Source organism: Spiribacter sp. 2438 (assembly GCF_009676705.1).
Taxonomy (GTDB): Bacteria; Pseudomonadota; Gammaproteobacteria; order Nitrococcales; family Nitrococcaceae; genus Spiribacter.
This window is the reverse complement of record NZ_CP046046.1, coordinates 324,573-350,653: the sequence shown is the minus strand read 5'-3', so window position 1 is coordinate 350,653 and position 26,081 is coordinate 324,573. Positions and strand designations below refer to the sequence as shown.

25 protein-coding genes and 1 riboswitch are annotated in these 26,081 nt (G+C 67.4%); of the genes, 15 read left to right on the top strand and 10 right to left on the bottom strand.

Going from position 1 to position 26,081, the window contains the following annotated elements; all coding sequences use genetic code 11:
* Positions 1 to 20: 20 nt before the first annotated feature.
* The 4 genes from trpE to GJ672_RS01740 are packed head-to-tail and all read right to left on the bottom strand — an operon-like array spanning position 21 to position 3,464.
* On the bottom strand, positions 21 to 1,481 hold the full coding sequence (gene trpE, locus GJ672_RS01755; RefSeq protein ID WP_154295598.1) for an anthranilate synthase component I: 1,461 nt from the start codon (positions 1,479 to 1,481) through the stop codon (positions 21 to 23).
* Positions 1,478 to 2,167, bottom strand: a complete 690-nt coding sequence (locus GJ672_RS01750; protein ID WP_195759526.1) for a phosphoglycolate phosphatase — start codon at positions 2,165 to 2,167, stop codon at positions 1,478 to 1,480. The genes trpE and GJ672_RS01750 overlap by 4 nt, the downstream gene beginning before the upstream one ends.
* The gene (gene rpe / locus GJ672_RS01745) at positions 2,164 to 2,844 is read right to left on the bottom strand and encodes a ribulose-phosphate 3-epimerase (RefSeq protein WP_154295596.1); all 681 of its coding nucleotides are present in this window, start codon (positions 2,842 to 2,844) and stop codon (positions 2,164 to 2,166) included. The genes GJ672_RS01750 and rpe overlap by 4 nt, the downstream gene beginning before the upstream one ends.
* 26 nt (positions 2,845 to 2,870) lie before the next feature.
* Positions 2,871 to 3,464 carry a TetR/AcrR family transcriptional regulator gene (locus tag GJ672_RS01740; RefSeq protein ID WP_154295595.1) on the bottom strand — a complete coding sequence of 198 codons (594 nt, stop codon included), beginning with the start codon at positions 3,462 to 3,464 and terminating at the stop codon, positions 2,871 to 2,873.
* Between the two features lie 77 nt (positions 3,465 to 3,541).
* On the opposite strand from GJ672_RS01740, the gene GJ672_RS01735 reads away from it, so the two are divergent.
* The 4 genes from GJ672_RS01735 (at position 3,542) to GJ672_RS01720 (ending at position 8,218) form a co-directional block, all read left to right on the top strand.
* Positions 3,542 to 4,882, top strand: coding sequence for an NAD(P)/FAD-dependent oxidoreductase (locus tag GJ672_RS01735; protein ID WP_154295594.1), 1,341 nt, complete (start codon positions 3,542 to 3,544; stop codon positions 4,880 to 4,882).
* Positions 4,879 to 5,664, top strand: a complete 786-nt coding sequence (locus tag GJ672_RS01730; protein WP_154295593.1) for a DUF1365 domain-containing protein — start codon at positions 4,879 to 4,881, stop codon at positions 5,662 to 5,664. The genes GJ672_RS01735 and GJ672_RS01730 overlap by 4 nt, the downstream gene beginning before the upstream one ends.
* Entirely contained in the window at positions 5,661 to 6,875 is a 1,215-nt protein-coding gene (locus GJ672_RS01725; protein WP_154295592.1) for a cyclopropane-fatty-acyl-phospholipid synthase family protein, read from the top strand. Before GJ672_RS01730 ends, GJ672_RS01725 begins: the two co-directional genes overlap by 4 nt.
* A 68-nt stretch (positions 6,876 to 6,943) precedes the next feature.
* On the top strand, positions 6,944 to 8,218 hold the full coding sequence (locus tag GJ672_RS01720) for an MFS transporter (protein ID WP_229381962.1): 1,275 nt from the start codon (positions 6,944 to 6,946) through the stop codon (positions 8,216 to 8,218).
* Here GJ672_RS01720 and GJ672_RS01715 read toward each other — a convergent pair.
* Both GJ672_RS01715 and GJ672_RS01710 read right to left on the bottom strand, forming a co-directional pair.
* Positions 8,154 to 8,594: a nuclear transport factor 2 family protein gene (locus GJ672_RS01715; protein ID WP_154295591.1), complete on the bottom strand. Its 441-nt coding sequence runs from the start codon at positions 8,592 to 8,594 to the stop codon at positions 8,154 to 8,156. The two genes, GJ672_RS01720 and GJ672_RS01715, sit on opposite strands and share 65 nt — an antisense overlap.
* Positions 8,591 to 9,367: an SDR family oxidoreductase gene (locus GJ672_RS01710; protein WP_154295590.1), complete on the bottom strand. Its 777-nt coding sequence runs from the start codon at positions 9,365 to 9,367 to the stop codon at positions 8,591 to 8,593. Before GJ672_RS01710 ends, GJ672_RS01715 begins: the two co-directional genes overlap by 4 nt.
* A gap of 96 nt (positions 9,368 to 9,463) precedes the next feature.
* Here GJ672_RS01710 and GJ672_RS01705 point away from each other — a divergent pair, with 96 nt between their 5' ends.
* On the top strand, positions 9,464 to 10,957 hold the full coding sequence (locus tag GJ672_RS01705) for a deoxyribodipyrimidine photo-lyase (RefSeq protein ID WP_154296976.1): 1,494 nt from the start codon (positions 9,464 to 9,466) through the stop codon (positions 10,955 to 10,957).
* 54 nt (positions 10,958 to 11,011) lie between these two features.
* On the top strand, positions 11,012 to 11,902 hold the full coding sequence (locus tag GJ672_RS01700; protein WP_370517589.1) for a phosphoribosylaminoimidazolesuccinocarboxamide synthase: 891 nt from the start codon (positions 11,012 to 11,014) through the stop codon (positions 11,900 to 11,902).
* A 9-nt stretch (positions 11,903 to 11,911) separates the two neighbouring features.
* Here the strand turns inward: GJ672_RS01700 and pyk are convergent, their stop codons facing one another.
* From pyk to tkt, 4 genes are read right to left on the bottom strand one after another with little or no spacing between them, the layout of a single operon-like run.
* Positions 11,912 to 13,357 (bottom strand): pyruvate kinase, encoded by a 1,446-nt coding sequence (gene pyk / locus GJ672_RS01695; RefSeq protein WP_154295589.1) that lies wholly within the window; start codon positions 13,355 to 13,357, stop codon positions 11,912 to 11,914.
* A complete protein-coding gene (locus GJ672_RS01690; protein WP_154295588.1) occupies positions 13,354 to 14,538 on the bottom strand; it encodes a phosphoglycerate kinase in 1,185 nt (394 codons plus the stop codon). The genes pyk and GJ672_RS01690 overlap by 4 nt, the downstream gene beginning before the upstream one ends.
* A complete protein-coding gene (gap, locus tag GJ672_RS01685; protein WP_154295587.1) occupies positions 14,538 to 15,548 on the bottom strand; it encodes a type I glyceraldehyde-3-phosphate dehydrogenase in 1,011 nt (336 codons plus the stop codon). The genes GJ672_RS01690 and gap overlap by 1 nt, the downstream gene beginning before the upstream one ends.
* Positions 15,549 to 15,595: 47 nt before the next feature.
* Positions 15,596 to 17,596, bottom strand: a complete 2,001-nt coding sequence (gene tkt / locus GJ672_RS01680) for a transketolase (protein ID WP_154295586.1) — start codon at positions 17,594 to 17,596, stop codon at positions 15,596 to 15,598.
* Positions 17,597 to 17,727: 131 nt separating this feature from the next.
* Here tkt and metK point away from each other — a divergent pair, with 131 nt between their 5' ends.
* The 9 genes from metK to GJ672_RS01635 all read left to right on the top strand — a co-directional run bounded on the left by metK (position 17,728) and on the right by GJ672_RS01635 (position 26,013).
* Entirely contained in the window at positions 17,728 to 18,888 is a 1,161-nt protein-coding gene (gene metK / locus GJ672_RS01675) for a methionine adenosyltransferase (RefSeq protein ID WP_154295585.1), read from the top strand.
* Positions 18,889 to 18,915: 27 nt separating this feature from the next.
* Positions 18,916 to 18,996, top strand: a riboswitch (S-adenosyl-L-homocysteine riboswitch).
* Positions 18,997 to 19,013: 17 nt separating this feature from the next.
* A complete protein-coding gene (ahcY, locus tag GJ672_RS01670) occupies positions 19,014 to 20,426 on the top strand; it encodes an adenosylhomocysteinase (protein WP_154295584.1) in 1,413 nt (470 codons plus the stop codon).
* A 49-nt stretch (positions 20,427 to 20,475) separates the two neighbouring features.
* Positions 20,476 to 21,150, top strand: a complete 675-nt coding sequence (locus GJ672_RS01665) for a 16S rRNA (uracil(1498)-N(3))-methyltransferase (RefSeq protein ID WP_229381919.1) — start codon at positions 20,476 to 20,478, stop codon at positions 21,148 to 21,150.
* Positions 21,151 to 21,219: 69 nt separating this feature from the next.
* Complete coding sequence (gene gshB / locus GJ672_RS01660) at positions 21,220 to 22,176, top strand: glutathione synthase (protein WP_154295582.1); 957 nt, start codon at positions 21,220 to 21,222, stop codon at positions 22,174 to 22,176.
* On the top strand, positions 22,173 to 22,586 hold the full coding sequence (ruvX, locus tag GJ672_RS01655) for a Holliday junction resolvase RuvX (protein ID WP_154295581.1): 414 nt from the start codon (positions 22,173 to 22,175) through the stop codon (positions 22,584 to 22,586). Before gshB ends, ruvX begins: the two co-directional genes overlap by 4 nt.
* Before the next feature lie 2 nt (positions 22,587 to 22,588).
* A complete protein-coding gene (gene pyrR, locus GJ672_RS01650; RefSeq protein ID WP_154295580.1) occupies positions 22,589 to 23,095 on the top strand; it encodes a bifunctional pyr operon transcriptional regulator/uracil phosphoribosyltransferase PyrR in 507 nt (168 codons plus the stop codon).
* The gene (locus GJ672_RS01645) at positions 23,092 to 24,060 is read left to right on the top strand and encodes an aspartate carbamoyltransferase catalytic subunit (RefSeq protein WP_154295579.1); all 969 of its coding nucleotides are present in this window, start codon (positions 23,092 to 23,094) and stop codon (positions 24,058 to 24,060) included. The genes pyrR and GJ672_RS01645 overlap by 4 nt, the downstream gene beginning before the upstream one ends.
* The gene (locus GJ672_RS01640; RefSeq protein WP_154295578.1) at positions 24,057 to 25,343 is read left to right on the top strand and encodes a dihydroorotase; all 1,287 of its coding nucleotides are present in this window, start codon (positions 24,057 to 24,059) and stop codon (positions 25,341 to 25,343) included. Before GJ672_RS01645 ends, GJ672_RS01640 begins: the two co-directional genes overlap by 4 nt.
* Positions 25,321 to 26,013: a hypothetical protein gene (locus tag GJ672_RS01635; protein WP_154295577.1), complete on the top strand. Its 693-nt coding sequence runs from the start codon at positions 25,321 to 25,323 to the stop codon at positions 26,011 to 26,013. Before GJ672_RS01640 ends, GJ672_RS01635 begins: the two co-directional genes overlap by 23 nt.
* The last annotated feature ends 68 nt before the right edge of the window (positions 26,014 to 26,081 follow it).

Sequence of the window (26,081 nt, the reverse complement as noted above, 5' to 3'; positions counted from 1 at the left end):
CCGGGCCGGTCGGGCCCTGTCTAGTCCTGATCGAGGCCGGCCTCGGCCATGGCCACGGCGCGGAACAGCGCCCGGCCCTTGTTGACGGTTTCTTCCCATTCCGCATCGGCGTCGGAATCATGAACCACCCCGCCGCCGGCCTGGACATGCACCCGGCCGTCCTTGATCACGGCGGTGCGAATGGCAATGGCGGTGTCCATGTTACCGGTCCACGACAGATACCCCACCGCGCCGCCATAGACCCCCCGCTTGACGGGCTCGACTTCGTCGATGATTTCCATGGCCCGGATTTTGGGGGCACCACTCAGGGTGCCGGCGGGATGGGTGGCCCGCAATAGATCCATCGGCCCCAGGCCGGGCTTCAGTTGGCCGGTGACGTTGGAGACGATGTGCATGACATGGCTGTAGCGCTCGATGGTCATCTGGTCGGTAACCCGCACGCTGCCGGTCTCGCAGACCCGGCCGATGTCGTTGCGCCCCAGGTCGATCAGCATCAGATGTTCGGCGCGCTCCTTGGGATCCGCCAGCAGTTCCGCCTCCAGCGCCTGGTCCTCCCGGGGGCTGGCGCCCCGCCGCCGGGTGCCGGCGATGGGGCGGACGGTGGCTTCGCCTTCCTCGAGCCGGGCCAGAATCTCCGGCGAGGAGCCCACCACCTGAAAGTCGCCAAAATCGAGGAAGAACAGATAAGGCGACGGATTGGTGCAGCGCAGGGCGCGATAGAGGTCCAGCGGCCGGCCGTCGTAATCGGCGCTCATGCGCCGGGACGGCACCACCTGCATGCAGTCACCATCGACGATGTAGCGGCGGATCCGCTCCACCATGAGCCGATAATCGTCGCGAGCGATGGACGAGTCGAAATCGTCTTCGCCCACCGCCCGGGGCGTGGCCGGGCGGGCATACCGCAGCGCCTCGTCCCGTAGCTGCCGGGCCAGGGCGTCAAGCCGGGCCTCGCCTGCCGCGCGGGCGCCATCCTGCCCGGGATCGATGTTGACCACCAGATAGAGCCGGCCGGCCAGGTTGTCGAACACCAGCACTTCCTCGCTCTCCATGAGCAGGATGTCCGGCACCCCCAGCGGGTCGTCGTTGGGGCAGTCCGCCAGCCGCGGCTCGATATAGCGAATGGTGTCGTAGCCGAAGTAACCCACCAGGCCACCGAGGAAACGGGGCAGCACCGGAAAGTCGTCCTGGGGCTCGGAGACCACCGAGCGGTGCCGGGCCTCGACCCAGGCCAGTGGATCGTCGACGGTTTCCGAGGCGACCTTGTGGCCGTTGTCCCAGGTGTCCACCCGATGACCATGAATACGGTGCTGGCGCCGGCAGGGCAGGCCGATAATGGAGTAGCGGCCCCACTTCTCACCGCCCTGCACCGACTCGAACAGATAGCTGCCCGGCCCACCGGCCAGCTTGAGGTAGGTGGACAGGGGCGTGTCCAGGTCCGCCAGCAGTTCCCGGACCAAGGGAATGCGCCGTGCCTGACTCATTCCACTGGCTCCCGTTCCAGCTGGTCGGCCAGCTCCTGGAAGGTCATGACCGGCAGATCCGGATGGGCCGCGAAGGCCTCGGCATCCCCGGGATAGCCCCAGGGCACCCGGATCATCGGCATACCCGCCGCCGCGGCCGCATCGGCGTCCGCCCGGGAGTCACCCACGAACCAGCAGTGGTTGGCGGCAACGCCCAGGCGCTCGGCAGCGTGGCGGAGCGGCGCCGGGTCCGGCTTTTTCACCGGCAGGGTGTCACCGCTGACGCTCACCGCCATGAAATCCGCCAGACCCATGGCCTGTAGGAGCGGTTGGGTGAACGCGCCGGGCTTGTTGGTGACGATACCCAGCGGCAGACCCATGGCCTGCAGCCGGCCCAGGGCCTCGATCACCCCCGGGTACAGCCGGGTCTGATCGTGCAGACAGTCGCGGTAATGACCGAGAAAATGCTCGAAGGCCCTCCCGATGCCCGGCGGATCCGCGTCCACCTGCCGGTCCCCGGTCAGTGCCCGGGCCACCAGGCGCCGGGCCCCGTTGCCAATCCATTGCCGGACCTGGGCCTCCTGCACCGGGGTGCCGCCCTGGTCCGCCAGCATGCGATTGACGGCGGTGGTCAGGTCCGGCGCACTGTCCACCAGCGTGCCGTCCAGATCGAACAGAAGGGCCGCCGGCCGCGGGGTTTCGGTCACGACACCCCCGGGCCGGACGCGGCGCGACGCCGCATGTCGGCGATCACCGAGGCGTAGTCGGGCTGGCCGAAAATGGCGGATCCCGCCACCACGGTGTCCGCGCCGGCGGCAACGATCTCGGCGACGTTGCGCGGGCCCACACCGCCATCCACCTGCAGCCGGATGGCGTGCCCGCTGGCATCGATCAGGGCCCGGGCCTCCCGCAGCTTGTCGAGGGTGCCCGGCAGGAACTGCTGACCGCCGAAGCCCGGGTTCACCGACATCAGCAACACCAGGTCGACCTTGTCCATGACATAGCGCAGGCAATCCAGCGGCGTCGCCGGGTTGAACACCAGGCCGGTGCGGCAGCCCTGCTCGCGGATGAGTTGCAGACTGCGGTCGACGTGGTCGCTGGCCTCGGGGTGGAAACTGATCAGGCTGGCGCCGGCCTGGGCGAAATCCGGAATGATCCGGTCCACCGGCCGCACCATCAAATGGACGTCAATGGGGGCCTGAACGCCATGCCGGCGCAGGGCCTGACACACCAGCGGGCCGAAACTGAGATTCGGCACGTAGTGATTGTCCATGACGTCGAAATGCACCCAGTCCGCGCCGGCGGCAAGGACCTGGTCCACTTCTTCGCCCAGACGGGCGAAATCGGCGGCCAGAATGGACGGAGCGATAACCAGTTCACGCATGCGCGGAATGGTAGCAGATGCGGCGTTCAGACGCCCCGGGCACCGACACTCGCCAGCAGTGCCCGGCGAACCGCGGTAAAGTCCCGGGCGTCCCTCAGCCGGGCCAGTTGCAGCGCCCCCTGAACCCCCGCCATCACCAGCCGGGCCTGATCCCGGGGCGCCGCCCCGAACTGAAAATCGCCGGTGTCGAGCCCGGCGGCCAGCACGCCGGTAAGCCAGTCCGCCACGTCATCGCGCAGGGCTTCGGCCTCGCTGCAGGCCGACGCCGGCAGGCTGGCATACTCCACACCGGCAAGACCCAGGGGCTCCACCCGCTCGCCATCCAGGTTACGCGCTTCAAGATCCAGGAAGCGCTGCAACCGGTCCAGCGGCGCCAGCCGGTCACTGGCCTGCTGCTCGCACCACCAGGCAAAGTGCTCCCGGTAGCGCTGGAAAATCGCCACGACCAGGTCCGGTTTGCCGGGGAAGTGGTAGTGCACCGCGCTGCTGCGGATCTCCAGTTCCTCGGCAATCTGGGCAAAGGTGAACCCGTGGTAGCCCGCCTGCTGAAACCGACGGGCCGCCACCCGCAGGATGGTTCGACGGGTTTCGCCCCGGGGGCGACGGTGCTGAATGGCCATGGGTCGGAGCCTAACCCGCCCCCGTCAGGCAACCAACCCTGTACAATCAGGCGTTGATCTCTCACGCAGGTGCATGCATGGAATCCCGAAACATTGCCGTGGTGGGCAGCGGTGTCGCTGGCCTGGGCGCGGCCTGGCTTCTCTCCCGCCGCCACTCGGTGACCCTGTTCGAGGCTGAGCCCCGTCTGGGTGGCCACAGCAACACCGTCGAGTGCCCGACGGCGCAGGGCAATATCCCGGTGGATACCGGGTTCATCGTCTACAACGAGCCCAACTACCCGCAGCTCAAGGCGCTGTTCCAGACTCTGGACGTGCCCACCCGCGACTCCGACATGTCATTTGCCTTCGCGGCCACCGATATCGATCTGGAGTACGCCGGCAGCGGGCTGGGCACCCTGTTTGCCCAGCGGCGCAATCTGGTGCGGCCGCGCTTCTGGGGCATGGTCCGGGACATCCTGCGGTTCAACCGGGCCGCCAATCAGCGGCTCGCCGATGGCGAGGGTCACCGCCAGACCCTGGGTGAGCTGCTGGATGAGCTGCGCATGGGCGAAGCCTTTCGCCGCTATTACCTGCTGCCCATGAGTGCGGCCATCTGGTCCTGCCCCCAGGACCTCATGCTGCGCTTCCCGGCCCGGTCGTTCCTGCGGTTTTTCCATAACCACGGTCTGATCCAGCTCAACGACCGCCCCCAGTGGCGAACCGTGGCGGGTGGCAGTCGGGAATACGTCAATCGCCTGCGGGAGTCGATTCACCGGGTGGTCTCGGGCTGCCCGGTCCGCGCCGTCACCCGAACGGGCCAGGGGGTCCGGCTCGCCGGCGATCACGGCGAGCTGGGCACGTTTGATGACGTGGTGATGGCGGCCCACGCCGATCAGGCCCTGGCGATGCTGGATAGCCCCCGCCCCGACGAACAGCGCATTCTTGGCGCCTTCGGCTATCAGGACAACGACGCCTGGCTGCACACCGACCCGGCACTCATGCCCCGGCGCCGTTCCGTATGGTCGTCCTGGAATCACCTCACCGCCCGCAGCGCCGATGGCTCCGACCCGGTGTCGGTGACCTACTGGATGAACCGGTTGCAGTCCCTGGACACCGACACGGACATCTTTGTCAGCCTCAACCCGCTGCGAGAGCCTGCACCGGAGCACGTGGTCCGGCAGCTGTCCTATGCCCACCCGGTGTTCGACCAGGGGGCCATGACCGCCCAGATCGAACTGCCCGCCATTCAGGGCCGGGACCGGCTGTGGTTCTGCGGCAGCTACCACGGCTATGGCTTTCACGAAGACGCCTTTGCCAGCGCGGTGCGGGTGGCCGAAGGCCTGGGGGTGTCAGCGCCCTGGGCTCGCCCACGATCCACCGCGCCGGTGGATCCGCCCGCCGTCACGCCGGCGCCACTGGGGGCCGGCCTGCCGTCATGACCGCGGCGGAGTCGGGCCTGCGCCTGTATCGCGGCCGGCTGTTTCACGAGCGTCGGGTGGCGCCGCGCTATCAGTTCGCCTACCGGGTATTCAGCCTGCTGGTGGACCTGGACCGGCTGGACGAGGCGCATCGGCGACACTGGCTGTTCTCCCATAACCGCTTCAACCTGCTGGCCTTCCACGACCGCGACCACGGGCCCAAGGACGGCTCGGCGCTGCGGCCCTGGATTGACAGGCAGTTGCAGGAGGCGGGCATCGACCTGGCCGGCGGCCGCGTGCAGCTGCTCTGCTATCCGCGAGTGCTGGGCTATGTGTTCAACCCGCTGTCGGTGTGGTTCTGCCGGCACGACGATGGCTCCCTGCGGGCGGTGCTCTGCGAGGTGCGCAACACCTTTGGCGAGTGGCATGGCTATCTGCTTCACAACGGCGGTGCGCCTCTGCCGGAGAATCTGCGGGACAGCGCCGAGAAGTGTTTCCACGTCTCCCCGTTCCTGCCCCGGGAAGGCCACTACCAGTTCCGGGTTCAGGCGCCGGCCGCCCGTTATGGCGTGACCGTGAATTGGCACAATGAAGAGCAGCCGGAGGAGCCGGCGCTGATTGCCGTACAAACCGGCGAGCGGGTCCCCGCTGGCGACTCGGGGTTGCTCCGGGCGGCGGTGGCGGTACCCTTAATGACTATGAAGGTCATCGCGGCGATCCATTGGCAGGCCTTGAAGATCTGGCTTCGGGGCGGGCGCTTTCACCGCAAGCCGAAGCCACCGGCAAGAGAAATCACCGAATGAACAGTCCCCAACAGACCCTGGTTGAAATCCCCTCGCCGCTGCCCCCGGGTGAGCGCATCCTGCTGAGCTGGTTCCGCCAGCTCCGGCGGGGCCGCCTGGAGGGTCAGCTGCAGAGTGGTGAGCCGTTCCTGATTCAGGGCCCCGAGCAGGGTCCCACCGCGGTGCTGCGTTTCCATCGCCCCTGGCGAATGGTGGGCCGCACCCTGACCCGTGGCGCCAACGGATTTGCCGAAAGCTACATGGCCGGCGAGTGGTCCACGCCGGATCTGCCGGGTTTCCTCGAGCTCATGCAGCTCAACGAGGACGCCTATTACCACCGCATGGAACCCAACTGGATGTACCGGCTGCGTCTGGCCCTGCGGCACCGGGGGCGTCGCAACACCCGCCGTGGCAGCCGCCGGAACATTGCCGCCCACTACGACCTGGGCAACGAGTTCTACCGGCACTGGCTGGACGAGACCATGACCTACTCGGCGGCGGTGTTCGAGCACCCGGAGCAGTCCCTGGCGGACGCCCAGCGGAACAAATACCGCCAGCTTCTGGACACCATGGGGGTGCAGCCCGGCGAGCACGTGCTGGAAATCGGCTGCGGCTGGGGAGGCTTTGCCATCGAAGCCGCCCGCCGGGGGATTCGGGTGACCGGTCTGACCCTGTCCACCGAACAATTGTCCTGGGCCCGGCGCTCGGTGGCGGACGCCGGCCTGTCCGACCTGGTGGATCTGCGGCTCGAGGACTACCGGGTGGCCGGCGGGCGTTTTGATCACGCGGTGTCCATCGAAATGCTCGAGGCGGTGGGTGAGCAGTACTGGTCGAACTACTTTGACATGCTCTACGCCCGGGTCCGCCCAGGCGGCCGCATCGGCCTGCACGGCATCACCATCGAGGACCACCGGTTCGAGGAGTATCGCCGCCGGCCAGACTTCATCCAGCGCTACATCTTCCCAGGTGGGATGCTGCCTACCGAGCGGCATCTCGAGGAGCATGCCACCCGGGCCGACCTGGAAGTCCTCGAGTCCACCGGGCTCGGACAACACTATGCCCAAACCCTGCTGGCCTGGGATGCCAACTTCCAGCGGGCGCTCCCGGAAATCCAACGGCTGGGTTTTGATCAGCGCTTCATCAATATGTGGCGGTACTACCTGGCCTACTGCTATGCCGGCTTCAGCACCGGCGCCATCGACGTCCGGCGGTTGCTGTTGCGGCGTCCGTGAACCCCTCCCGGGGGCGGACGCTCCTCTACGGGCTGCCTGCCCTGCCCCTGGCGGTGATGGGCGTGCCCATGTACATCTTTCTGCCCGGCTTTTACGGCGAGACCCTGGGGCTGGCGGCGGTGGGCACGGCGCTGCTGGTGGCACGGCTTTGGGATGTGGTCACCGACCCGCTGATCGGCAGCCTCGGGGACCGGTTGGACACCCGCTGGGGCCGGCGACGCCCGCTGATGGCGGCGGGCACCCCGCTTTTGCTGGTCAGCGCCTGGGCCCTGTTCCGACCGCCGGACGACGTCACCCTGGTCTATCTGCTCACCTGGGGACTGGCCGCCTATCTGGGCTGGACCCTGATCTCACTGCCCTACACCGCCTGGGGCGCGGAGATCACCGGCGACTATGACCGCCGCGCCAGCCTGACCGCCAGCCGGGAGGGGTTCATGCTGGCCGGTACACTGCTGGCCATTGCCTGGCCCACCCTGGTGGGCGGCGGCGAGGCGGATGCGGACACTCTGGCGGGACTGGCGTGGCTGCTGGTGCTGGTGCTGCCGGTGGTGATGGCGGTTACCCTGTGGCGGGTGCCGGAGCAACGCGTGGCCCCGCAGCCGGTGGGCTGGCGCGTCGGCTGGGCGCTGCTGCGCCGTAACCGCCCCTTCATGCGGCTGTTGCTGGCCTATGTCATGAACGGCGTGGCCAATGGCCTGCCGGCGTCGCTGTTCGTGCTGTTTGTGACTCATGTGCTGATGGCCGAGGCCTGGACCGGTCCGCTGCTACTAGTGTACTTCGTGGTGGGCATCGCCGCCCTGCCTGGCTGGCTGTGGCTGTCACGGCGCATTGGCAAGCACCGCACCTGGGCCATTTCCATGCTCTGGACCTCGCTGGTGTTCCTGGCGGTGCCGTTCCTGGGCCCCGGCGACACCTGGCTGTTTCTGGTCATCTGCCTGCTATCCGGCGTCGGCGTGGCGGTGGACATGGCACTGCCTGCCGCCATCCAGGCGGATCTGGTGGATCTGGACACCGCCGGGGGCGGCGGGCGCCGCACCGGGCTGTATTTCGGGATCTGGAACATGGCCACCAAGCTCTCGCTGGCCCTGGCCGTGGGGATCGCTTTTCCGATACTGGAAGCGGTGGGGTTTGATGCCACCCGGGTGGAGGACCGGGAGGGGATTCTGGCGCTGGCGTTGTTCTACGGCGCCGTGCCCATCGCCTTCAAGCTGGCGGCCACCGCCTTGATGTGGAACTTCCCCCACGACCGGCGAGCCCAGGCCGCCACCCGGGCGCGGGTCAGTGACGTCGAGGGCTCGACACCGACAAGCGCCGGCGCAGCCAGCGCATCAGCCCCCCGATGACCGGAAACTGACTGTAAAGCTCACCGGCGGCATCCCAGTAGTCGATGTGCTCGCTCACCCGTCCGTCGTCGGTGAGCACCACCCGGGACACCCCCGCCACCGGCCGGCGGTCCTCACGGTCGCGTGGCAGTCGAAAATGAAAGCGCCAGCGCAGATAGCCCACGGAACCACTGGCAATCACTTCCTCGACCTCGAACCGAGCCATGGCACAGCTGGCGTACATGTGCTCGAACACCGCCCGAATGCCATCGATGCCCCGGACATCGTTAAAGGGATCGCAGAACCGCGCATCCTCGGTAAACACCTCCGCCAGGCGGTCCAGATCCGCCGGCTGCATGGCAGCAAAAAAGTCTGCGTAGCGCTGCAGCGTGCTCACGGCTGGACCATGCGCCGGGTCAGGGAGAAAAACCACCGATAGGGGAGCAGGCGCAGCAGCTTGAGCGTCCAACCAAAGCGTTTGGGGAAGAAAATCTCGAATCCGGCGGCGTCAATTTCCCTGTGGATATACGCCGCCGCCTGCTCCGGTGTGATGAGCTGCGGCATGCGGAAGCGGTTTTTCTCGGTAAGTCGGGTCTTCACGAAGCCAGGGTTGATCACCCGCAGACTGACGCCGCTGCCCGCCAGCGCCGGCCGCAGCGCCTCGGCCATGTTGAGCACCGCGGCCTTGCTGGCGCCGTAGGGCGCCGCCTGGGGCAGGCCGCGGTAGGCGGACAGGCTGGCATTGAGCAGTATCTGGCCCCGGCGGCGTTCCCGCATCAGCGGCAGGGCGGCGTGCAGACCATTGACCGCCCCCAGAAAGTTAACCTCGATCAGACGACGGAACAGCTCCGGGTCGAAATCGTCCAGCGGCATGGGGTCGTAATCACCGGCGTTAAGGACCAGGGTGTCCACCTCGCCAAGCTCTTCTTCCACCGCCCGAAACACCGCGGCACTCTCCGCCGCGTCGGTCACGTCCACCGGATAGGCGTGCAGCCGGTCGGCAAGCGCCGGATGCTCCGCCGCCACTTCCCTCAGGGCTTCCTCACGGCGGGAGCAGAGCGCCACCGACCAGCCATCCTCCGCCAGCCGAACCGCCAGGGCACGGCCAATGCCGGCGCTGGCGCCCGTGATCATGGCAATGCGTCCGTGCTGCGGATCGGTCTCGGTCATGGGCTGCCTCGTGCGGCGCTGCTGTCAGGGACGTACAATCTTACGGGGTATTCCGGCCCCTTCGCCATTCACGCCCCATTGCAGAGGAACATGACCATGTCCGCGGCGATCTGCTGGTTCCGACGGGACCTGCGCCTCACCGACAATCCGGCCCTGGCGGCCGCGGCCCGGGACGGTCGGGCCGTGATCCCGGTGTACATCCACGCGCCGGCGGAAGCCGAGGGATGGGCACCCGGTGGGGCGTCCAACTGGTGGCTGCATCACAGCCTCGAGGCGCTGACCGCCGCCCTGGCCGCCCGGGGCCTGCCCCTGGTGATCCGCGCGGGTGACAGCCTGTTAGTGCTACAGGCGCTGGTGGAAGCCACCGGTGCCGACGCCGTCCACTGGAACCGGCTTTACGATCCGGCGTTCATTCGCCGGGACATGGCCATCAAGCAGGCGCTCCGCGACCAGGGCGTGGCCGCCCACAGTCACAACGCCTCACTGCTGAACGAGCCCTGGACCGTGCAGACCGGCACGGGCAGCGATTACAAGGCGTTCACGCCCTTCTGGCGGGCCTGCCGCCGCCAGGGGGAGCCGCCCGAGCCGGAACCGGCGCCGACCCTGCCCGCCGCCTCCGCAGGCATTCGGGCACTGCCCGGCGCCAGCGGCCTCGACGAGGCCGGCCATGAACCGCTGCAGGCCCTGCAACTGCTGCCCGGCGTGGACTGGGCGGCCAGCCTGCGGGATCGATGGATCCCCGGCGAGGCGGGTGCCGGCGAGCAGCTGGAGACCTTCCTGAACAACGACGGTCTGGCCCACTACGCCACCCGGCGGGACCAGCCGGCGGTGGCCGGCACCTCCCGGCTGTCTCCTCACCTCCACTTCGGGGAAATCGGGCCACGCCAGGTCTGGCAGGCGGTACAACACCGGCTCGCCGGGGACAGTGATGCCGACAGCCGGGAAGGCGCCGACCGGTTTCTGGCCGAAATCGGCTGGCGGGAATTTGCCCATCATGTGCTCTACCACCATCCGGATTTCCCGGAGCAACCCCTGAACCCCCGGTTCGCGGATTTTCCCTGGCAGGAGGATCCCGACGGGGCGCTGCTCACCGCCTGGCAGCGGGGTGAAACCGGCATTCCCCTGGTGGATGCCGGCATGCGCGAGCTGTATGCCACCGGCTGGATGCACAACCGGGTGCGCATGGTGGTGGGCTCGTTTCTGGTCAAGAACCTGCGATTGCCCTGGCAGGCCGGCGAAGCGTGGTTCTGGGACACGCTGGTGGATGCCGATCTGGCCAGCAACAGCCTGGGCTGGCAATGGGTGGCGGGCAGTGGCGCCGACGCCGCCCCCTATTTCCGGATTTTCAACCCGGTGCGCCAGAGCGAGCGCTTCGACCCCCGGGGCGACTACATTGCCCGCTGGGTGCCGACGCTGGCCGCCCTGCCGCCGAAACATCGCCATGCCCCCTGGGAGGCACCGGAGTCGGTGCTGGCCGACCACGGCGTGACGCTGGGTCAGCATTACCCCCATCCCATCGTCGACCTCAAGGCCAGCCGCCAGGCGGCGCTGGCCGCCTTTGAGCAGATCAAGAAACCGGCGGAGTCCTGACCGGGGCGCCTGCTATCATCCGCCGACGCCATCGCCACAACCCAGGAGCCCACGGTGTTGCCCGACAGCCTCTACCAAAGTGAAATCGCCAGCCTGCCTCTGCTGCATCGGGGCAAGGTGCGGGATGTCTATGCCGTGGATGACGAGACCCTGCTGGTGGTGGCCACCGACCGGCTGTCCGCCTTCGACGTGGTCCTGGATGATCCGATCCCGGGCAAGGGCGCGGTGCTCACCCGGGTGTCCGACTTCTGGTTCCGGCGGCTGGGACACCACGTACCCCATCAGGGGCTGGATGTGCCCCTGGAGGCGGTGATCAGCGACCCGGCCGAGCGGGCGCCTCTGGCCGGCCGCAGCGTGGTGGTGCGGCGGCTGACTCCCCTGCCCTTCGAGGCGATCGCCCGGGGCTACCTCATCGGATCGGGCTGGAAGGATTACCAGGCCACGGGCGCGCTCTGCGGCCTGACCCTGCCACAGGGCCTGCAGCAGGCCGAGGCCCTGCCCGAGCCCCTGTTCACCCCGTCCACCAAAGCCGAGGTGGGGGGACACGATGAAAACGTCGACTTTGCCGCCGTGGTTGAAGCGCTGGGCCGGGATCTGGCCGACGAGCTGCGCCGCACCACCCTGCGGCTCTACACCGAAGCCCGCGACTATGCCCGGCAGCGGGGCATTCTCATTGCTGACACCAAGTTCGAGTTCGGGCTGGACGGCGCCGGGCGCCTGGTCTGGATTGACGAGGCCCTGACCCCGGATTCCAGTCGCTTCTGGCCCGCCGATCAGTACCGAACCGGCATCTCCCCACCCAGTTACGACAAGCAGTTCATTCGGGACTATCTGCAGTCCCTGGACTGGGACAAAACCCCGCCGGCACCGCGGCTGCCCGATGCCATCATCGAGCAGACTGCGGCCCGTTATCGGGAGGCGGAGACGCGGCTCTGCGGGACGTGACCCCCGGGGTCAGTCCCCGAGGATCTCGCTGACCTTCACCACCTTCATGGCGTTGGTGCCGCCACGCACGCCGGCCAGATCTCCCTTGGTGATCAGCACGAAATCCTCGTCCTGCACCGCGCCCCGGCGTTTCAGCTCCTCCACCGCCTCACGGTTCACGGCCTCGTGTTCCCGCTGGGTGGGGTCAAAGCTGATGGGGTGAACGCCGCGATACAGGGTCACCCGGGTACGGGTGCGGGGCTGCTCCGACAGGGCATAAATGGGAATGTCGGTGCCGATCCGGGACATCCACATGGTGGTGGCGCCGGACTCGGTCATCGCGGCAATGGCAGCCACGCCCAGGCTGTTGGCGGTGGCGATGGCGGTCTTGGCGATGGCCTCGTCCACCCGGCTGAAATGCGGGTCCCGAAGTGCGTGGTTGGCGGGCCGGGATTCGTCCGCATAGCTCTCGGCGCCGACGCAGACCCGCGCCATGGCCTCGATGGTTTCCGCCGGATAATGCCCCACCGCGGTTTCTTCGGAGAGCATCACCGCGTCGGTGCCATCCAGCACCGCGTTGGCCACGTCCAGCACCTCCGCCCGAGTGGGCATGGGGTTGTCCACCATGGACTGCATCATCTGGGTGGCGGTAATGACCACGCAGTCCCGCTCCCGGGCCATGCGCATGATCCGCTTCTGCACCCCGGGGAGCTGGGCATCGCCGATTTCCACCGCCAGATCGCCGCGGGCAATCATCACCGCATCGGCGGCATCCATGATCTCGGCGAGGGCGTTGACCGCCTCATGACGCTCGATCTTGGCGACCACGCCGCCATGGCCGCCGGCGGCGTGCAGCAGATCCCGGGCTTCGTCCAGATCGGCCCCGTCCCGGGGAAATGACACCGCCAGGTAATCGGCTTCGAGCTCGGCGGCCAGTTTGATATCACGGCGATCCTTGTCGGTGAGGGCACGCACTGACAGACCACCCCCGAGACGGTTGATGCCCTTGCGATCGCTAAGTACCCCCGCCGTCACCACGGTGGTGTGAATGCGGGTGCCCTCGATGCGCTCCACCCTGAGCTGCACCAGTCCGTCCGCCAGCAACAGGAGATCGCCGGCCTGGACGTCCTCCGGCAGCCCGGTGTAGGCCACGCCCACGCCCTCCGCCGTGCCAGCATCACCCTCAAGACCCGGGTCCAGAAAGAACGGCTGGCCTTCCTCGAGCTCCACCGGGCCGCTGGCAAAGCGCTCGATGCGAATTTTGGGGCCCTGCAGATCACACAGGATGCCCACCACGCGACCGGCCTCCCGGGCCGCCTGGCGCAGCGCCTCGGCCCGCTGCCGATGCTCATCGTGGTCGCCATGGGAGAGGTTCATGCGAACCAGATCAACGCCGGCTTCGACGATGGCCCGCATGGCCTCCGGCGAGGTGGTGGCCGGCCCCAGGGTGGCGACAATTTTGGTTTGACGACTCATGACGCCTCCGTACCGCGATTCAGTACCGCGACGGCCGGCAGTTCCCGTCCTTCAAGGAACTCGAGGAAAGCGCCGCCGCCGGTGGAAATGTAGGAAATCTGCCCGGCGACGTCGTACTTGGCCACCGCCGCCAGGGTGTCGCCGCCCCCGGCGATGGAAAAGGCCGGGCTCTCGGCAATGGCATGGGCCAGGGCCCGGGTGCCGTCGGCAAAGGCATCAATCTCGAAGACCCCCACGGGGCCGTTCCAGACCACCGTGCCGGCGGAGCGCAGCCGCTCGGCATAAGCCGCCGCGGTTTTCGGCCCCACATCAAGGATCATTTCGTTATCGCTGACCTGATCCACGGCCTTGACCCGCGGGGTGGCGGACTCGCTGACCTCATCAGCCACCACCACGTCCTCGGGCACCGGGATCTCGCCACCGGCGGCCCGGGCCTTGTCCATCAGTTGACGGGCGGTGTCCACCAGATCCGCCTCCATCAGGGATCGACCCACCGGGTAGCCGGCGGCCGCAATGAAGGTGTTGGCGATGCCGCCGCCAACGATCAGCTGATCCACCCGATCCGAGAGCTGCTCCAGCACCGTGAGTTTGGTGGAGACCTTGGAGCCTCCGATGATGGCCACCAGGGGCCGGGCCGGGGCTTCCAACGCCTTGCCCAGGGCCTCCAGCTCGGCGGCCAGCAGGGGACCGGCCACCGCGTCCGGCGCGAACCGGGCCACCCCGTGGGTGGAGGCCTGGGCGCGGTGGGCGGTGCCGAAGGCGTCCATCACGAACAGGTCGCAGAGCGCCGCCATTCGGCGGGACAGCGCCTCATCGTTATCGGTCTCGCCGACGTTAAAGCGGACGTTTTCGCACAGCACCAGCTCGCCGCTTTGCGGTGCCACCTGGCCATCCAGCCAGTCACGCACCACCGGCACTTCACGGCCGAGCAGCTCGCCGAGGCGCTCCGCCACCGGCTGCATGGAGGCCTGCGGGTCAAAGGCACCGGCGCTGGGCCGGCCCAGGTGGCTCATCACCATCACCCGGGCTCCGCCATCCAGCAGACGCTGCAGCGTGGGCAGGGCCGCCCGCAACCGGGCGTCGTCGCGCACCCGTCCATCCTTGAGCGGGACATTCAGATCCTCGCGAACCAGCACCCGCTGGTCCGCCAGACTGACGTCATCCAGTGTCCGGACCGCCATTACTTGGCCTGCATCATGGCCACGGTGGTATCCAGCATCCGGTTGGAGAAGCCCCACTCGTTGTCATACCAGGCACAGACCTTCACCAGCCGGCCACTGACCTTGGTCAGGGTGGCGTCATAGGTGGAGGAATGGGCGTCGTGGTTGAAGTCCACGGAGACGTACGGCCCGTCGCTGTAGGCCAGCACGCCCTTGAGCTCGCTCTCCGACGCCTTGCGCAGCACATCGTTGATTTCTTCCACCGAAGTGTCCCGGGAGGCGATGAACGACAGGTCAACGCTGGAGACATTGATGGTGGGGACCCGCATGGCATAGCCATCCAGACGGCCATTCAGCTCCGGCAGCACCAGACCCACCATGGCGGCGGCGCCGGTCTTGGTGGGAATCTGCGACATGGTGGCGCTGCGCGCCCGGCGCAGGTCCTTGTGGAAGACGTCGGTGAGCACCTGATCGTTGGTGTAGGCATGAATGGTGGTCATGAGACCCTGTTCCAGGCCAATGGCATCGTTCAGCGGCTTGACCAGAGGGGCCAGGCAGTTGGTGGTACAGGAGGCGTTGGACACCACGGTGTGCTCGGCCTTGAGGACATCGTGGTTGACGCCGAAGACCACCGAGGCGTCGACGTCGCTGCCCGCCGGTGCCGAGATCAGCACCTTTTTGGCGCCGGCCTTGAGGTGCGCCGCGGACTTGTCCTTGCTGGCGAACAGCCCGGTGCACTCCATCACCACGTCGACGCCCAGCTCACCCCAGGGCAGCGCGGCGGGATCCCGCTCCGCCAGCACCTTGATCTCGTCGCCATTGACCACGAGGTTGCCATCGCGGACTTCCACGGTGCCGGGGAAGCGGCCGTGGGCGGTGTCAACGCGGGTGAGATGAGCATTGGTCTCGGCATCGCCGAGGTCGTTAATGGCCACCACACGAATTTCGTCGCTGCGTCCCGCCTCGTAGAGCGCGCGCAGGACGTTGCGGCCGATGCGGCCATAGCCATTGATTCCAACCTTGATCGCCATGTTTATCTGACTCCTGTCTTTTGTTTTCCGAAAATCGGCGCGGGAAGCTACCCGGCCAGTCGAGATTCCAGGGCTGACACCACCGCATCGGCGGTCAGTCCCATGTGTTCGTAGACCACTGACCCCGGCGCCGAGGCACCAAAGCCGTTCAGCCCGACCACGTCGCCCCGATCGCCCACCAGCCGGTACCAGCTGTCCGGCGCCGCCGCCTCAACGGCCACGCGGGCCGTCAGCGATGGCGGCAGTACCTGGTCGCGGTAGCCGGAATCCTGGGCGAGAAAGCGCTCAATGCACGGCATGGACACCACCCGTACCGGGTGACCCTGCTGCTCCAGCCGCTCGGCGGCCTGCACCGCCAGCCCCACCTCGGAGCCGGTGGCCATGATCACGGCGGCCGGAGTGGCGCCGGGCTCGCGGAGCACGTAACCACCCCGGCCAATGGCCTCCACCTGATCGTCGGTGCGCGGCTGGTGGGGCAGTTTCTGGCGGGAGAGGGCCAGCGCCGTGGGGCCCGCCTGCCGCTCCAGCGCCGACTGCCAGGCCACCGCGGTTTCGGTGAGGTCACAGGGCCGCCAGACCTCCAGGTTAGGAATCAACCGCAGGCTTGGCAGATGCTCAACGGGCTGGTGAGTGGGGCCATCCTCGCCCAGGCCGATGGAATCATGGGTGTACACCAGAACGCTGCGCACCCCCATCAGGGCCGCCATACGCACGGCGTTGCGGGCGTAATCCGAGAACACCAGGAAGGTACCGGCGTAGGGGACGACCCCGCCATGGAGCGCCATGCCGTTCATGATGGCGGTCATGCCGAACTCGCGAACGCCGTAGAACAGGTAATTGCCGTCGGCGTCATCGGCGGTGACCGTGGTGCAGTCATCCCACCAGGTGTTGTTGGAGCCGGTGAGGTCGGCGGATCCCCCCACCAGTTCCGGCAGACGCGGCCCGAAGCCGTTCAGCACCGCCTGGGAGTGCTTGCGGCTGGCATCATCACCGCCTTCCGCCTGGGCCCTGGCGATGAATGCCCGGGCGTGTTCGGCGAAGGAATCCGGCAGATCGCCGGCCATGCGCCGCTCGAAATCCGCCGCCAGCTCCGGGTGCGCCGCCCGATAGCGCTCCAGGCGATCCCGCCATGCGGTTTCACTGGCCGCGCCACGAGCCCGGGCGTCCCAGCCCTCGTAAACCGCATCCGGAATCTCGAAGGGGCCATGTTCCCAGCCCAGGAATTCCCGGGTGGCCCGGATTTCGTCATCCCCCAGCGGCGCGCCATGCACCCCATGGGTGCCACAGACGTTGGGTGCGCCGAAACCGATCGTGGTGCGCGCGCAGATCAGCGATGGCCGGTCGGTGACCTGGCGGGCGGCTTCGATGGCCTCACGGACCGCCTCCGCGTCGTGGCCGTCAACGGCCTCAACCACGTGCCAGCCATAGGCACGGAAGCGGCCCGGCGTGTCATCGGTGAACCAGCCGCTGACTTTTCCGTCAATGGAAATGCCGTTGTCATCGTAGACGGCAATCAGCTTGCCGAGCCCCAAAGTCCCGGCCAGGGAGCAGACCTCGTGAGAGATGCCTTCCATCAGGCAGCCATCGCCAAGAAAACAATAGGTGTAGTGATCCACCAGCTCGTGGCCCGGGCGGTTGAACTGTCCCGCCAGAATGCGCTCGGCGAGAGCCATGCCCACGGCGTTGGCGATGCCCTGCCCCAGTGGCCCGGTGGTGGTTTCCACCCCGGGGGTGTCGCCGACTTCCGGGTGTCCCGGGGTGCCGGAGTGCAGCTGCCGGAAATCCTGCAGCGCCGTCAGCGGCAGGTCATAACCGCTGAGGTGCAGCAGCGAGTAAATCAGCATCGACCCGTGGCCATTGGAGAGCACGAACCGGTCGCGGTTGGGCCACTGCGGGTTGGCGGGATTGTGCTGCAGGAAGTCGTTCCAGAGCACTTCGGCGATGTCCGCCATGCCCATGGGGGCGCCGGGATGACCGGAATTGGCGCGCTGAACGGCGTCCATGGAAAGGGCCCGGACGGCGTTGGCGAGGTGTCTGCGGTTGGCCATGGGTAACGGTTCTCCGGCGCAAAAAGAAGGGTTTACAAGCGCCGCAATTCTCCAGAACTTCCCGTGCGCAGGCAACCAGCGTTACACTGCTCGCCCCAATCATGTTCGCGACAGGGAGTGCCAGCGACCCGATGGCCAACCAGCACATCTTCACCTCGGAGTCGGTTTCCGAGGGTCATCCCGACAAGGTGGCAGACCAGATATCGGACGCCCTTCTGGACGCCATCATCGCCGATGATCCCAACGCCCGGGTGGCCTGCGAGACCATGGTCAAGACCGGCATGGTCATCATCGCCGGCGAAATCACCACCACCGCCTGGATCGATCTCGAGGAGCTGACCCGCCAGACGATTCTGGACATCGGTTACAACAGCGCCGAGGTGGGCTTTGACGGGGCCACCTGTGCGGTCCTGAACGCCATCGGCAAGCAGAGCCCCGACATCAACCAGGGTGTCGACCGCGACCACCCCGAAGAACAGGGCGCCGGTGACCAGGGCATGATGTTCGGCTATGCCTGTCGCGAGACCGACGTGCTAATGCCGGCACCGATCACCTACGCCCATCGGCTGGTCAAGCGTCACAGCCAGATCCGCCGCCGGGGCGTGCTGCCCTGGCTCCGGCCGGACGCCAAGTCCCAGGTGGGATTCGTCTACGAAGATGGCGAACCGGTGGCCGTGGACACCATTGTGCTGTCCTGCCAGCACGACGACACCGTTTCCCAGGCGGACATTAAAGAAGCGATCATGGAAGAGGTGATCCGCCCGGTGATTCCTGCCGAATGGATCGGTGAGCGGACCCGCTTCTTCATCAACCCCACGGGCAAGTTCGTGATCGGCGGCCCGGTGGGCGACTGCGGGCTCACCGGGCGCAAGATCATCGTCGACACCTACGGCGGCATGGCTCGCCATGGGGGCGGGGCGTTCTCCGGCAAGGACCCTTCCAAGGTGGACCGGTCGGCGGCCTACGCCTGCCGCTATGTCGCCAAGAACATCGTCGCCGCAGGCCTGGCGGACAAGTGTGAAATTCAGCTGGCCTACGCCATTGGCGTTGCCGAGCCCACCTCGGTGTTCGTGGATACCTTCGGGACGGGGCGCATTTCCGAGTCGCGGCTGGTGGAACTCGTCCGGGCGCATTTCGATCTACGGCCCTATGGCATTCTGCAGATGCTGGACCTGGTGCGACCCATTTATCAGCCGACGGCCAGTTTCGGGCATTTCGGCCGGGAAGAGCCGACCTTTACCTGGGAGCGCACCGATCGGGCCGACGCCCTGCGCGAGGCGGCCGGGATCTAACGGCTCCACTACAGAAAAATCTGTCCGTTTGTCGAGGAGCGCTGCACCCCGTGAAGGCACGGGGGAGGCTCGACAGGCGGGCAACAATGACAACGGCGCTCGACCGCAACCCATGGAGTAAAACCATGAACGCTGTCGTTGACACGAAGCTTTCCGGATCCATTATCGCTGACGCCAGCCTGGCCCCCTGGGGCCGGCGGGAAATTGAAATCGCCGAAACCGAAATGCCGGGCCTGATGGCACTGCGTGAAAAGTACGCCGGTGAGAAGCCGCTGAAGGGTGCACGGGTCGCCGGCTCGCTGCACATGACCATTCAGACGGCGGTGCTCATCGAGACCCTGGAAGCCCTGGGTGCCGAGTGCCGCTGGGCCAGCTGCAACATCTACTCCACCCAGGACCACGCCGCGGCGGCCATCGCCGAGAACGGCACGCCGGTGTTTGCCTACAAGGGCGAGTCGCTGGAGGAGTACTGGGAGTTCACCCATCGCATCCTCGAGTGGCCCAACAGCACGCCGAACATGATTCTCGACGACGGTGGCGACGCCACCATGGCGGTCACCCTCGGCGCCAAAGCCGAGCAGGACCCATCGGTGTTGGACAACCCGGGCAGCGACGAGGAGCGGGCGCTGTTCGCGGCCATTCGCCGTCGCCTGAAAGAGAACCCGGGTTTCTATGCCCGCACCCAGGCGGCCATTCAGGGCGTGACCGAGGAAACCACCACCGGCGTCATGCGTCTCTATGAGATGCAGCAGGCGGGTGAGTTGCCTTTCCCGGCCATTAACGTCAACGATTCGGTGACCAAGTCCAAGTTCGACAACCTCTATGGCTGTCGCGAGTCGCTGGTGGACGGACTCAAGCGCGCCACCGACGTGATGATCGCCGGCAAGATCGCAGTGGTGGTGGGCTATGGCGATGTCGGCAAGGGCTGTGCCCAGAGCCTCAAGGCCCTGGGAGCCAGTGTCTGGATCACCGAGGTCGACCCCATCTGCGCCCTGCAGGCGGCCATGGAAGGCTACCGGGTGGTCACCATGGAAGAAGCCGCCGACAAGGCCGACATCTTCTGCAGCGCCACCGGCAACTTCAATGTGATCAACCACGATCACATGGCGGCCATGAAGAACGAGGCCATCGTCTGCAACATCGGCCACTTCGACAACGAAATCGATGTCGCCAGCCTGCGCCAGTATGACTGGGAGAACATCAAGGCCCAGGTGGATCACATCACCTTCCCGGACGGCAAGAAGATCATCCTGCTGGCGGAAGGCCGACTGGTGAACCTGGGTTGTGCCACGGGCCATCCCAGCTTCGTGATGTCCGCCAGTTTCACCAATCAGGTGCTGGCCCAGATGGCGCTGTTCAACAACGATGGCAGCTACGGCAACGAGGTCTATGTACTGCCCAAGCACCTGGACGAGGAAGTGGCGCGTCTCCATCTGGAGAAAATCGGTGCTCACCTGACCCGGCTGCGGGAGGACCAGGCCAACTACATCGGTGTGTCGGTGGATGGTCCCTTCAAGCCCGAGCACTATCGCTACTGATCCGGCCACTCGCCTGCATGTGACAGGCATCCCGCCCGTCGGTGAGGTCATGGACCTCACCGACGCGGTGGTCCGACATCTGCAAGCCCGTCGGCTGCGAAGCGGCGACGGGCTTGTGCTTTTTGACGGCCGCGGTGGCGAGTACACCGCCCGACTCGAGACCCTGAGCAAGCGCCACGCCCGGGTCCTGATCGAGGATTTCATTCCCCGGGAGGCGGAAGCACCGGTGGCGGTGACCATCCTGCAGGGCATCAGCAAGGGCGAGCGCATGGACTACGCGGTGCAGAAGGCCACCGAGCTTGGCGTGGCCCGGGTGGTGCCGGTGGTGACCGAGCGCTGCATGGTGCGACTGGACGCCGAGCGCTGGGCCCGCAAGCAGCGCCACTGGCAGGCGGTGGCGGTGGCGGCCTGCGAGCAATGCGGCCGGAACCGGATTCCTCCAGTCGACCCGCCCTGCTCCCTGGACCAGGCTTTGCAGAAGGTGGCGGGCCAGCACGGCGTGATTTTTGACACCGAGGGCGACCGGTCGGCCCGGGATCTGGTGCCCGGCGCTGAGCTGGCCACCCTGATTGGTCCCGAAGGCGGGCTCGCCCCCGGGGAGATCGAGACCGTCTCGGCCATGGGCTGGCAACGCCTCCGCCTGGGGCCGCGCATTCTGCGCAGCGACACCGCACCGGTGGCGGCGCTGGCAGTGATTCAGACGGTGATCGGCGATCTCGGATAGCCCCATCACCCTTCCGATCCGCTTTCGCTACACTGTCGCCACCGCCAACAGCCGAACAGAGGAGCCATCATGGCCTATCGCCTGGGGGTCGTCATGGACCCCATCCAGGGCATCACCCCGTACAAGGACACCACCCTCGCCATGTTGCTGGAAGCCCAGCGGCGGGGCTGGGAGATTCGCTATCTGACCCTGGAGGACCTGTCGCTGCGGGATGGCGTGGCTTACGGCGACGGCGCGCTGCTGGAAGTCCGGGATGACAACCACGACTGGTTCAGTCTGGGGGAGCGTGACGAGGAGCCGCTGCAGAACCTGGACGCCATCCTGATGCGCAAGGATCCCCCGGTGGACAGCGCCTATGTCTATGCCACCCAGATTCTGGACGTGGCCGAGCGGGCGGGTGTGCAGGTGGTGAATCGACCCGCCGGCCTGCGCAACGTCCAGGAAAAGCTGGCCATCGCCAATTTCCCGGAGTGCTGCGCCCCCACCGTGGTGGAAATGAAAGCCGAGCCACTCAAGGCCTTCATTCAGGCCCAGGGCCGCGCCGTGCTCAAACCCCTGCACGGCATGGGGGGTGAGGCCATTTTCGTGGTCCACGCCGGTGACCCCAACACCAGCGTGATCATCGAACAGCTGTCCGGCCGCGGGACGCGTTACGTGATGGCGCAGCGCTATCTGCCCGAAATTAGCGACGGCGATCGCCGCATTCTGGTAATTGATGGCCGACCGGTGGACTTTGCCCTGGCCCGCCTCCCGGCGGCGGGCGAGAGTCGCGGCAACCTGGCCGCCGGCGGGCGGGGAGTGGCCCGGCCCATCACCGACCGGGAGCGATGGATCGTGGAGCAGGTGCGGCCTCTGCTCGCCGAGCAGGGCATCCTGTTTGCCGGTCTGGACGTGATCGGTGGCTATCTGACCGAAATCAACGTCACCAGCCCCACCTGCGTGCGCGAGATTGATGCCCAGCAGGACACCAACATCGCGGGGGATCTGTTTACGGTGATCGAACACCGGCTGCTGGGGCAGCGATGACCATTGCCGGCACCTGCCTGGGGTTCGATGCCGGTGAAAAGCGCCTGGGTGTCGCGGTGGGGCAGACGGTCACCGGCACCGCCCGGGCACTGGAAGTGCTGCCCTGTCGACGTGGCGAGCCCGACTGGAGCCGCCTGGCCTCGCTGATTGACGAATGGCGTCCGGCGGCCCTGGTGGTCGGCATTCCGCGCCATGCCGACGGCCGCCCGTCCCACAGCACCCGCCTGGCCGAGGGCTTTGCCGGCAACCTGGCCCGGCGGACGGGTTTGAGCGTTCACCGGATTGACGAGCACCTCTCCAGCCGTGCCGCTGAATCCGCCCTGCGGGAGCGGGGTGCCGGGACGGAGGTGCTGGATGCGGAGTCAGCGCGTATCATCCTGGAAACCTGGCTGAGCGAGCGCCTGACGTGACCATGAATTTGCCGGCTGTTGACCCCCTGCTGGACACCCTCACGGGCCGCGTGGAGACAATGATTGACCGGGAAGGCCGGGATCGGTGTCTGCTGGTGGGCATCCACCAGGGGGGCGCCTGGCTCGCCGACCTGCTGCATCGGCGGCTGGGGCTGCCGGGTGAGCCGGGCAGCCTGGACATTGCCTTCTATCGTGACGATCTGGGCCGCGGCGGCCTGCAGAGTGCGGTGCGTCCCACCCGGATGCCTCTGGACATCGACGATCGGGTCATCATCCTGGTGGACGACATCCTTTATACCGGCCGCACCATCCGCGCCGCCCTCAACGAAGTGTTTGACTACGGGCGCCCCGCCGCCGTCCGGCTGGCCGTGCTCCTGGAGCGACCCGGCCGCCAGCTGCCCATCGCTGCGGACATTGCGGCCCAGTCCATCGAGCTGCCCCCGGGGCAACGGGTCAAACTGCGCGGGCCGGACCCCCTGCATCTGGTGATGGAGGCCTTCGCGCCATGAGCGTGCAACTGAACAGCGACGGCACCCTGCGGCACTTTCTGACCACCGAGGCACTGGATCCGGTCCTGCTGCACCGCATTCTCGACACCGCCGAGTCCTTCTCCGGGGTCATCGGCAAGTCGGTGAAGACCGTGCCGCTGCTGCGGGGACGGACCGTCATCAATCTCTTTTTCGAATCCAGCACCCGCACCCGGACCACCTTCGAGCTGGCCGCCAAGCGACTGTCCGCCGACGTGCTCAACGTCAACGCCGAGACCACCACCACCAAGGGCGAAAGCCTGCGGGACATGCTCCACAACCTGCAGGCCATGCAGGCGGACATGTTCGTGATCCGTCACGCCGAGAGCGGCGCAGCGGAGTATTTTGCGCATCACGTCAACCCGGGGGTGGCGGTGATCAACGCCGGCGACGGCTGGCACGCCCATCCCACCCAGGCCATGCTGGATGCCTTTACCATCCGCCAGCACAAGGGGGACTTCGAGCCCCTGCGCATCGCCATCGTCGGTGACATTCGGCACTCCCGGGTCGCCCGTTCGCAGATTCATGCGTTGAACGGCCTCGGCGCCGGCGAAGTTCGAGTGATCGCGCCCAACACCCTGCTGCCGGCGGACGTGGAGTCGCTGGGGGTACAGGTTTACAACGATCTCGGCGCCGGCCTGCGGGATGTGGACGTAGTCATTGCTCTGCGGCTGCAACGGGAGCGCATGCAGGGCGCACTGCTCCCCGGCGAGGCGGAGTATTTCCGGCACTACGGTCTCAGCGAAGCGCGTCTGGCTCCGGCCCATCCCGAGGCCATCGTGATGCACCCGGGCCCGATCAATCGTGGCGTCGAGATTGACTCGGCCCTGGCGGACGGACCGCGTTCGGTCATCTTGCAGCAGGTGACCAACGGCATCGCCGTGCGCATGGCGGTGATGACCATGGTTCTGGGTGTGGCGCCGGATCACACACGGGAGGCCTCATGACCCGCATCGTCATTCAGGGGGGGCGATTGATTGACCCGCTCAGCGGCCTCGATGAGGTGGGAGATCTTGCCATCGCCGACGGCCGCATCGTCCACCTGGGTGGCCGGGTCAGCGATTTCACTCCGGAGCAGACCATTGACGCCACCGGCCACTGGGTGGTCCCGGGCCTGGTGGATCTGGCGGCGCGACTGCGCGAACCCGGCGGTACCCGCAAGGCGGACATTGCCAGCGAGGCCCGGGCCGCCGCCGCTGGCGGTATCACCACCCTGGTCATGCCGCCGGATACCGCACCGGTGCTGGATACGCCTTCGGTGGCCGAGCTGGTGACCCAGCGGGCGGAACGGGCCGCTCAGGCCCGGGTGGTCCCCCTGGGTGCCCTCACCCAGGGGCTGGACGGCGCCCAGCTGCCCGGCATGGCCGCCCTCGCCGCGGCGGGTTGTCCGGCGGTGAGCGATGGCGGCCGGCCGGTGCGGGATGGCCTGGTGCTGCGCCGGGCGCTGGAATACGCCAGCACCTACGATCTGCCGGCGCTGCTGACACCGGTGGATCCGGACCTTGCCGGGGGCTGCATGCACGAGGGGCCCACCGCCACCCGCCTGGGGCTGGCCGGCATCCCCGCCGCCGCGGAGACGGCCGGCCTCGGCCGCCAGTTGGGAGTCGCCGGGGCCACCCGGGCCCGCGTGCATTTCGGGCGGCTCTCCAGCGCCGCCGGGATCCGACTGCTGGCTTCGGCGCGGCGGGAGCAGCCGACCCTGAGCGCCGACGTGGCCATTCACCAGCTGTTTCTCACGGATCAGGATGTGGTCGGCTACGATTCCCGTTTTCATGTGACCCCCCCGCTGCGGGACATCGTAGACCGGGAAGCGCTGCGCCAGGCGGTGGCCAGTGGCGAGATTCCGATCATCTGCTCTGATCATCAACCCCATGACCGGGATGCCAAGAACGGCCCGTTTGCCAGCACCGAGCCGGGGGCGGCCGGGCTCGATACGCTGCTGGCGCTGATCATGCGACTGGTGGACGAGAACGTCCTGCCCCTGCGCCGCGCGCTGGCGGCGGTCACCGTCGAGCCGGCGAGACTGCTGGGACTGGAGTCCGGCCGCCTGGCGGTGGGCGCCGTGGCGGACATTGCGGTGGTGGCCGAGCGCGCGCCCTGGTTCTGTCGCGCGGACACCCTGAAAAGCCGCGGTCAGAACTCGCCCTTCCTGGGCTGGGAGTTCGACAGCCAGGTGATGCACACCCTGGTGGAGGGACGGCGCGTTTATGACGCCAACCCGGCTGATTGACGCCACCCCGGTCACCGATGACTGGTGGCTGATCCGCCTGCCGTGGGCGGACCCCGCGCCACGGCCGGGACAGTGGCTGTGGATGGAAAAAACCGGTCAGCGACGCTGTCTGCCGGTCCGGGACGCGGATGCGGGGGAGGGCTGGCTCGCCGGGGTCCTGCCCGCCGCCTGCCTGCCGGGTGATCTCGGCCCGGGTACCCGGGTGGGGGTGTCCGTGCTGCACGGCGAGCCTGTCAGCGCCGCCCCGGGGGATCGCCTGCTGCTGGTGGGCGAAGACCTGGGCATCGGGCCCGCCCTCGCCCTGGCGGAGCGCCAAGCGGATCAGGTCCAGCTGCTGTTGCTTGGCGGGCGCCACGGGGTGCCCGCCCGCCTGGCCCCCTCGCGGTTTCTGGTACCGGGGCTGGCGGATACTGGTATCGCGGGCGTTGCCGGCCTGGAGGAGCAAGGCGTGGCCGCACGGATTGCGTCGGCCGAAGAACGCCCGGGGGTTTATGAAGGGCCGATCTTTGACCTGGTGGGACGGTATTTGAGTGAAATGACCGATGCCGATCGTCGCCAGCTGCGGCTCATCGCCTTCGGCCCCTGGGGCGAACTGCAGCAGCGCCGTGACGCACTGACCGCCGGACTGCGCGACGTGCAGGTGGTGGAACTGCCGACGGCGACCCATTGACCCGATCCAGGGGCGGATCAGTCGACGGATTCTGTCCCGTCGCCGTATGATCCCCGCCATGAACCAGA

Excerpts from the sequence above, each read along its gene's own strand:
- trpE (WP_154295598.1), bottom strand. The coding sequence starts at position 1,481 with ATGAGTCAGGCACGGCGCATTCCCTTGGTCCGGGAACTGCTGGCGGAC.
- rpe (WP_154295596.1), bottom strand. The coding sequence starts at position 2,844 with ATGCGTGAACTGGTTATCGCTCCGTCCATTCTGGCCGCCGATTTCGCC.
- GJ672_RS01740 (WP_154295595.1), bottom strand. The coding sequence starts at position 3,464 with ATGGCCATTCAGCACCGTCGCCCCCGGGGCGAAACCCGTCGAACCATC.
- GJ672_RS01735 (WP_154295594.1), top strand. The coding sequence starts at position 3,542 with ATGGAATCCCGAAACATTGCCGTGGTGGGCAGCGGTGTCGCTGGCCTG.
- GJ672_RS01730 (WP_154295593.1), top strand. The coding sequence starts at position 4,879 with ATGACCGCGGCGGAGTCGGGCCTGCGCCTGTATCGCGGCCGGCTGTTT.
- GJ672_RS01725 (WP_154295592.1), top strand. The coding sequence starts at position 5,661 with ATGAACAGTCCCCAACAGACCCTGGTTGAAATCCCCTCGCCGCTGCCC.
- GJ672_RS01720 (WP_229381962.1), top strand. The coding sequence starts at position 6,944 with ATGTACATCTTTCTGCCCGGCTTTTACGGCGAGACCCTGGGGCTGGCG.
- GJ672_RS01710 (WP_154295590.1), bottom strand. The coding sequence starts at position 9,367 with ATGACCGAGACCGATCCGCAGCACGGACGCATTGCCATGATCACGGGC.
- GJ672_RS01705 (WP_154296976.1), top strand. The coding sequence starts at position 9,464 with ATGTCCGCGGCGATCTGCTGGTTCCGACGGGACCTGCGCCTCACCGAC.
- pyk (WP_154295589.1), bottom strand. The coding sequence starts at position 13,357 with ATGAGTCGTCAAACCAAAATTGTCGCCACCCTGGGGCCGGCCACCACC.
- GJ672_RS01690 (WP_154295588.1), bottom strand. The coding sequence starts at position 14,538 with ATGGCGGTCCGGACACTGGATGACGTCAGTCTGGCGGACCAGCGGGTG.
- gap (WP_154295587.1), bottom strand. The coding sequence starts at position 15,548 with ATGGCGATCAAGGTTGGAATCAATGGCTATGGCCGCATCGGCCGCAAC.
- tkt (WP_154295586.1), bottom strand. The coding sequence starts at position 17,596 with ATGGCCAACCGCAGACACCTCGCCAACGCCGTCCGGGCCCTTTCCATG.
- metK (WP_154295585.1), top strand. The coding sequence starts at position 17,728 with ATGGCCAACCAGCACATCTTCACCTCGGAGTCGGTTTCCGAGGGTCAT.
- ahcY (WP_154295584.1), top strand. The coding sequence starts at position 19,014 with ATGAACGCTGTCGTTGACACGAAGCTTTCCGGATCCATTATCGCTGAC.
- GJ672_RS01665 (WP_229381919.1), top strand. The coding sequence starts at position 20,476 with ATGGACCTCACCGACGCGGTGGTCCGACATCTGCAAGCCCGTCGGCTG.
- gshB (WP_154295582.1), top strand. The coding sequence starts at position 21,220 with ATGGCCTATCGCCTGGGGGTCGTCATGGACCCCATCCAGGGCATCACC.
- ruvX (WP_154295581.1), top strand. The coding sequence starts at position 22,173 with ATGACCATTGCCGGCACCTGCCTGGGGTTCGATGCCGGTGAAAAGCGC.
- pyrR (WP_154295580.1), top strand. The coding sequence starts at position 22,589 with ATGAATTTGCCGGCTGTTGACCCCCTGCTGGACACCCTCACGGGCCGC.
- GJ672_RS01645 (WP_154295579.1), top strand. The coding sequence starts at position 23,092 with ATGAGCGTGCAACTGAACAGCGACGGCACCCTGCGGCACTTTCTGACC.
- GJ672_RS01640 (WP_154295578.1), top strand. The coding sequence starts at position 24,057 with ATGACCCGCATCGTCATTCAGGGGGGGCGATTGATTGACCCGCTCAGC.
- GJ672_RS01635 (WP_154295577.1), top strand. The coding sequence starts at position 25,321 with ATGACGCCAACCCGGCTGATTGACGCCACCCCGGTCACCGATGACTGG.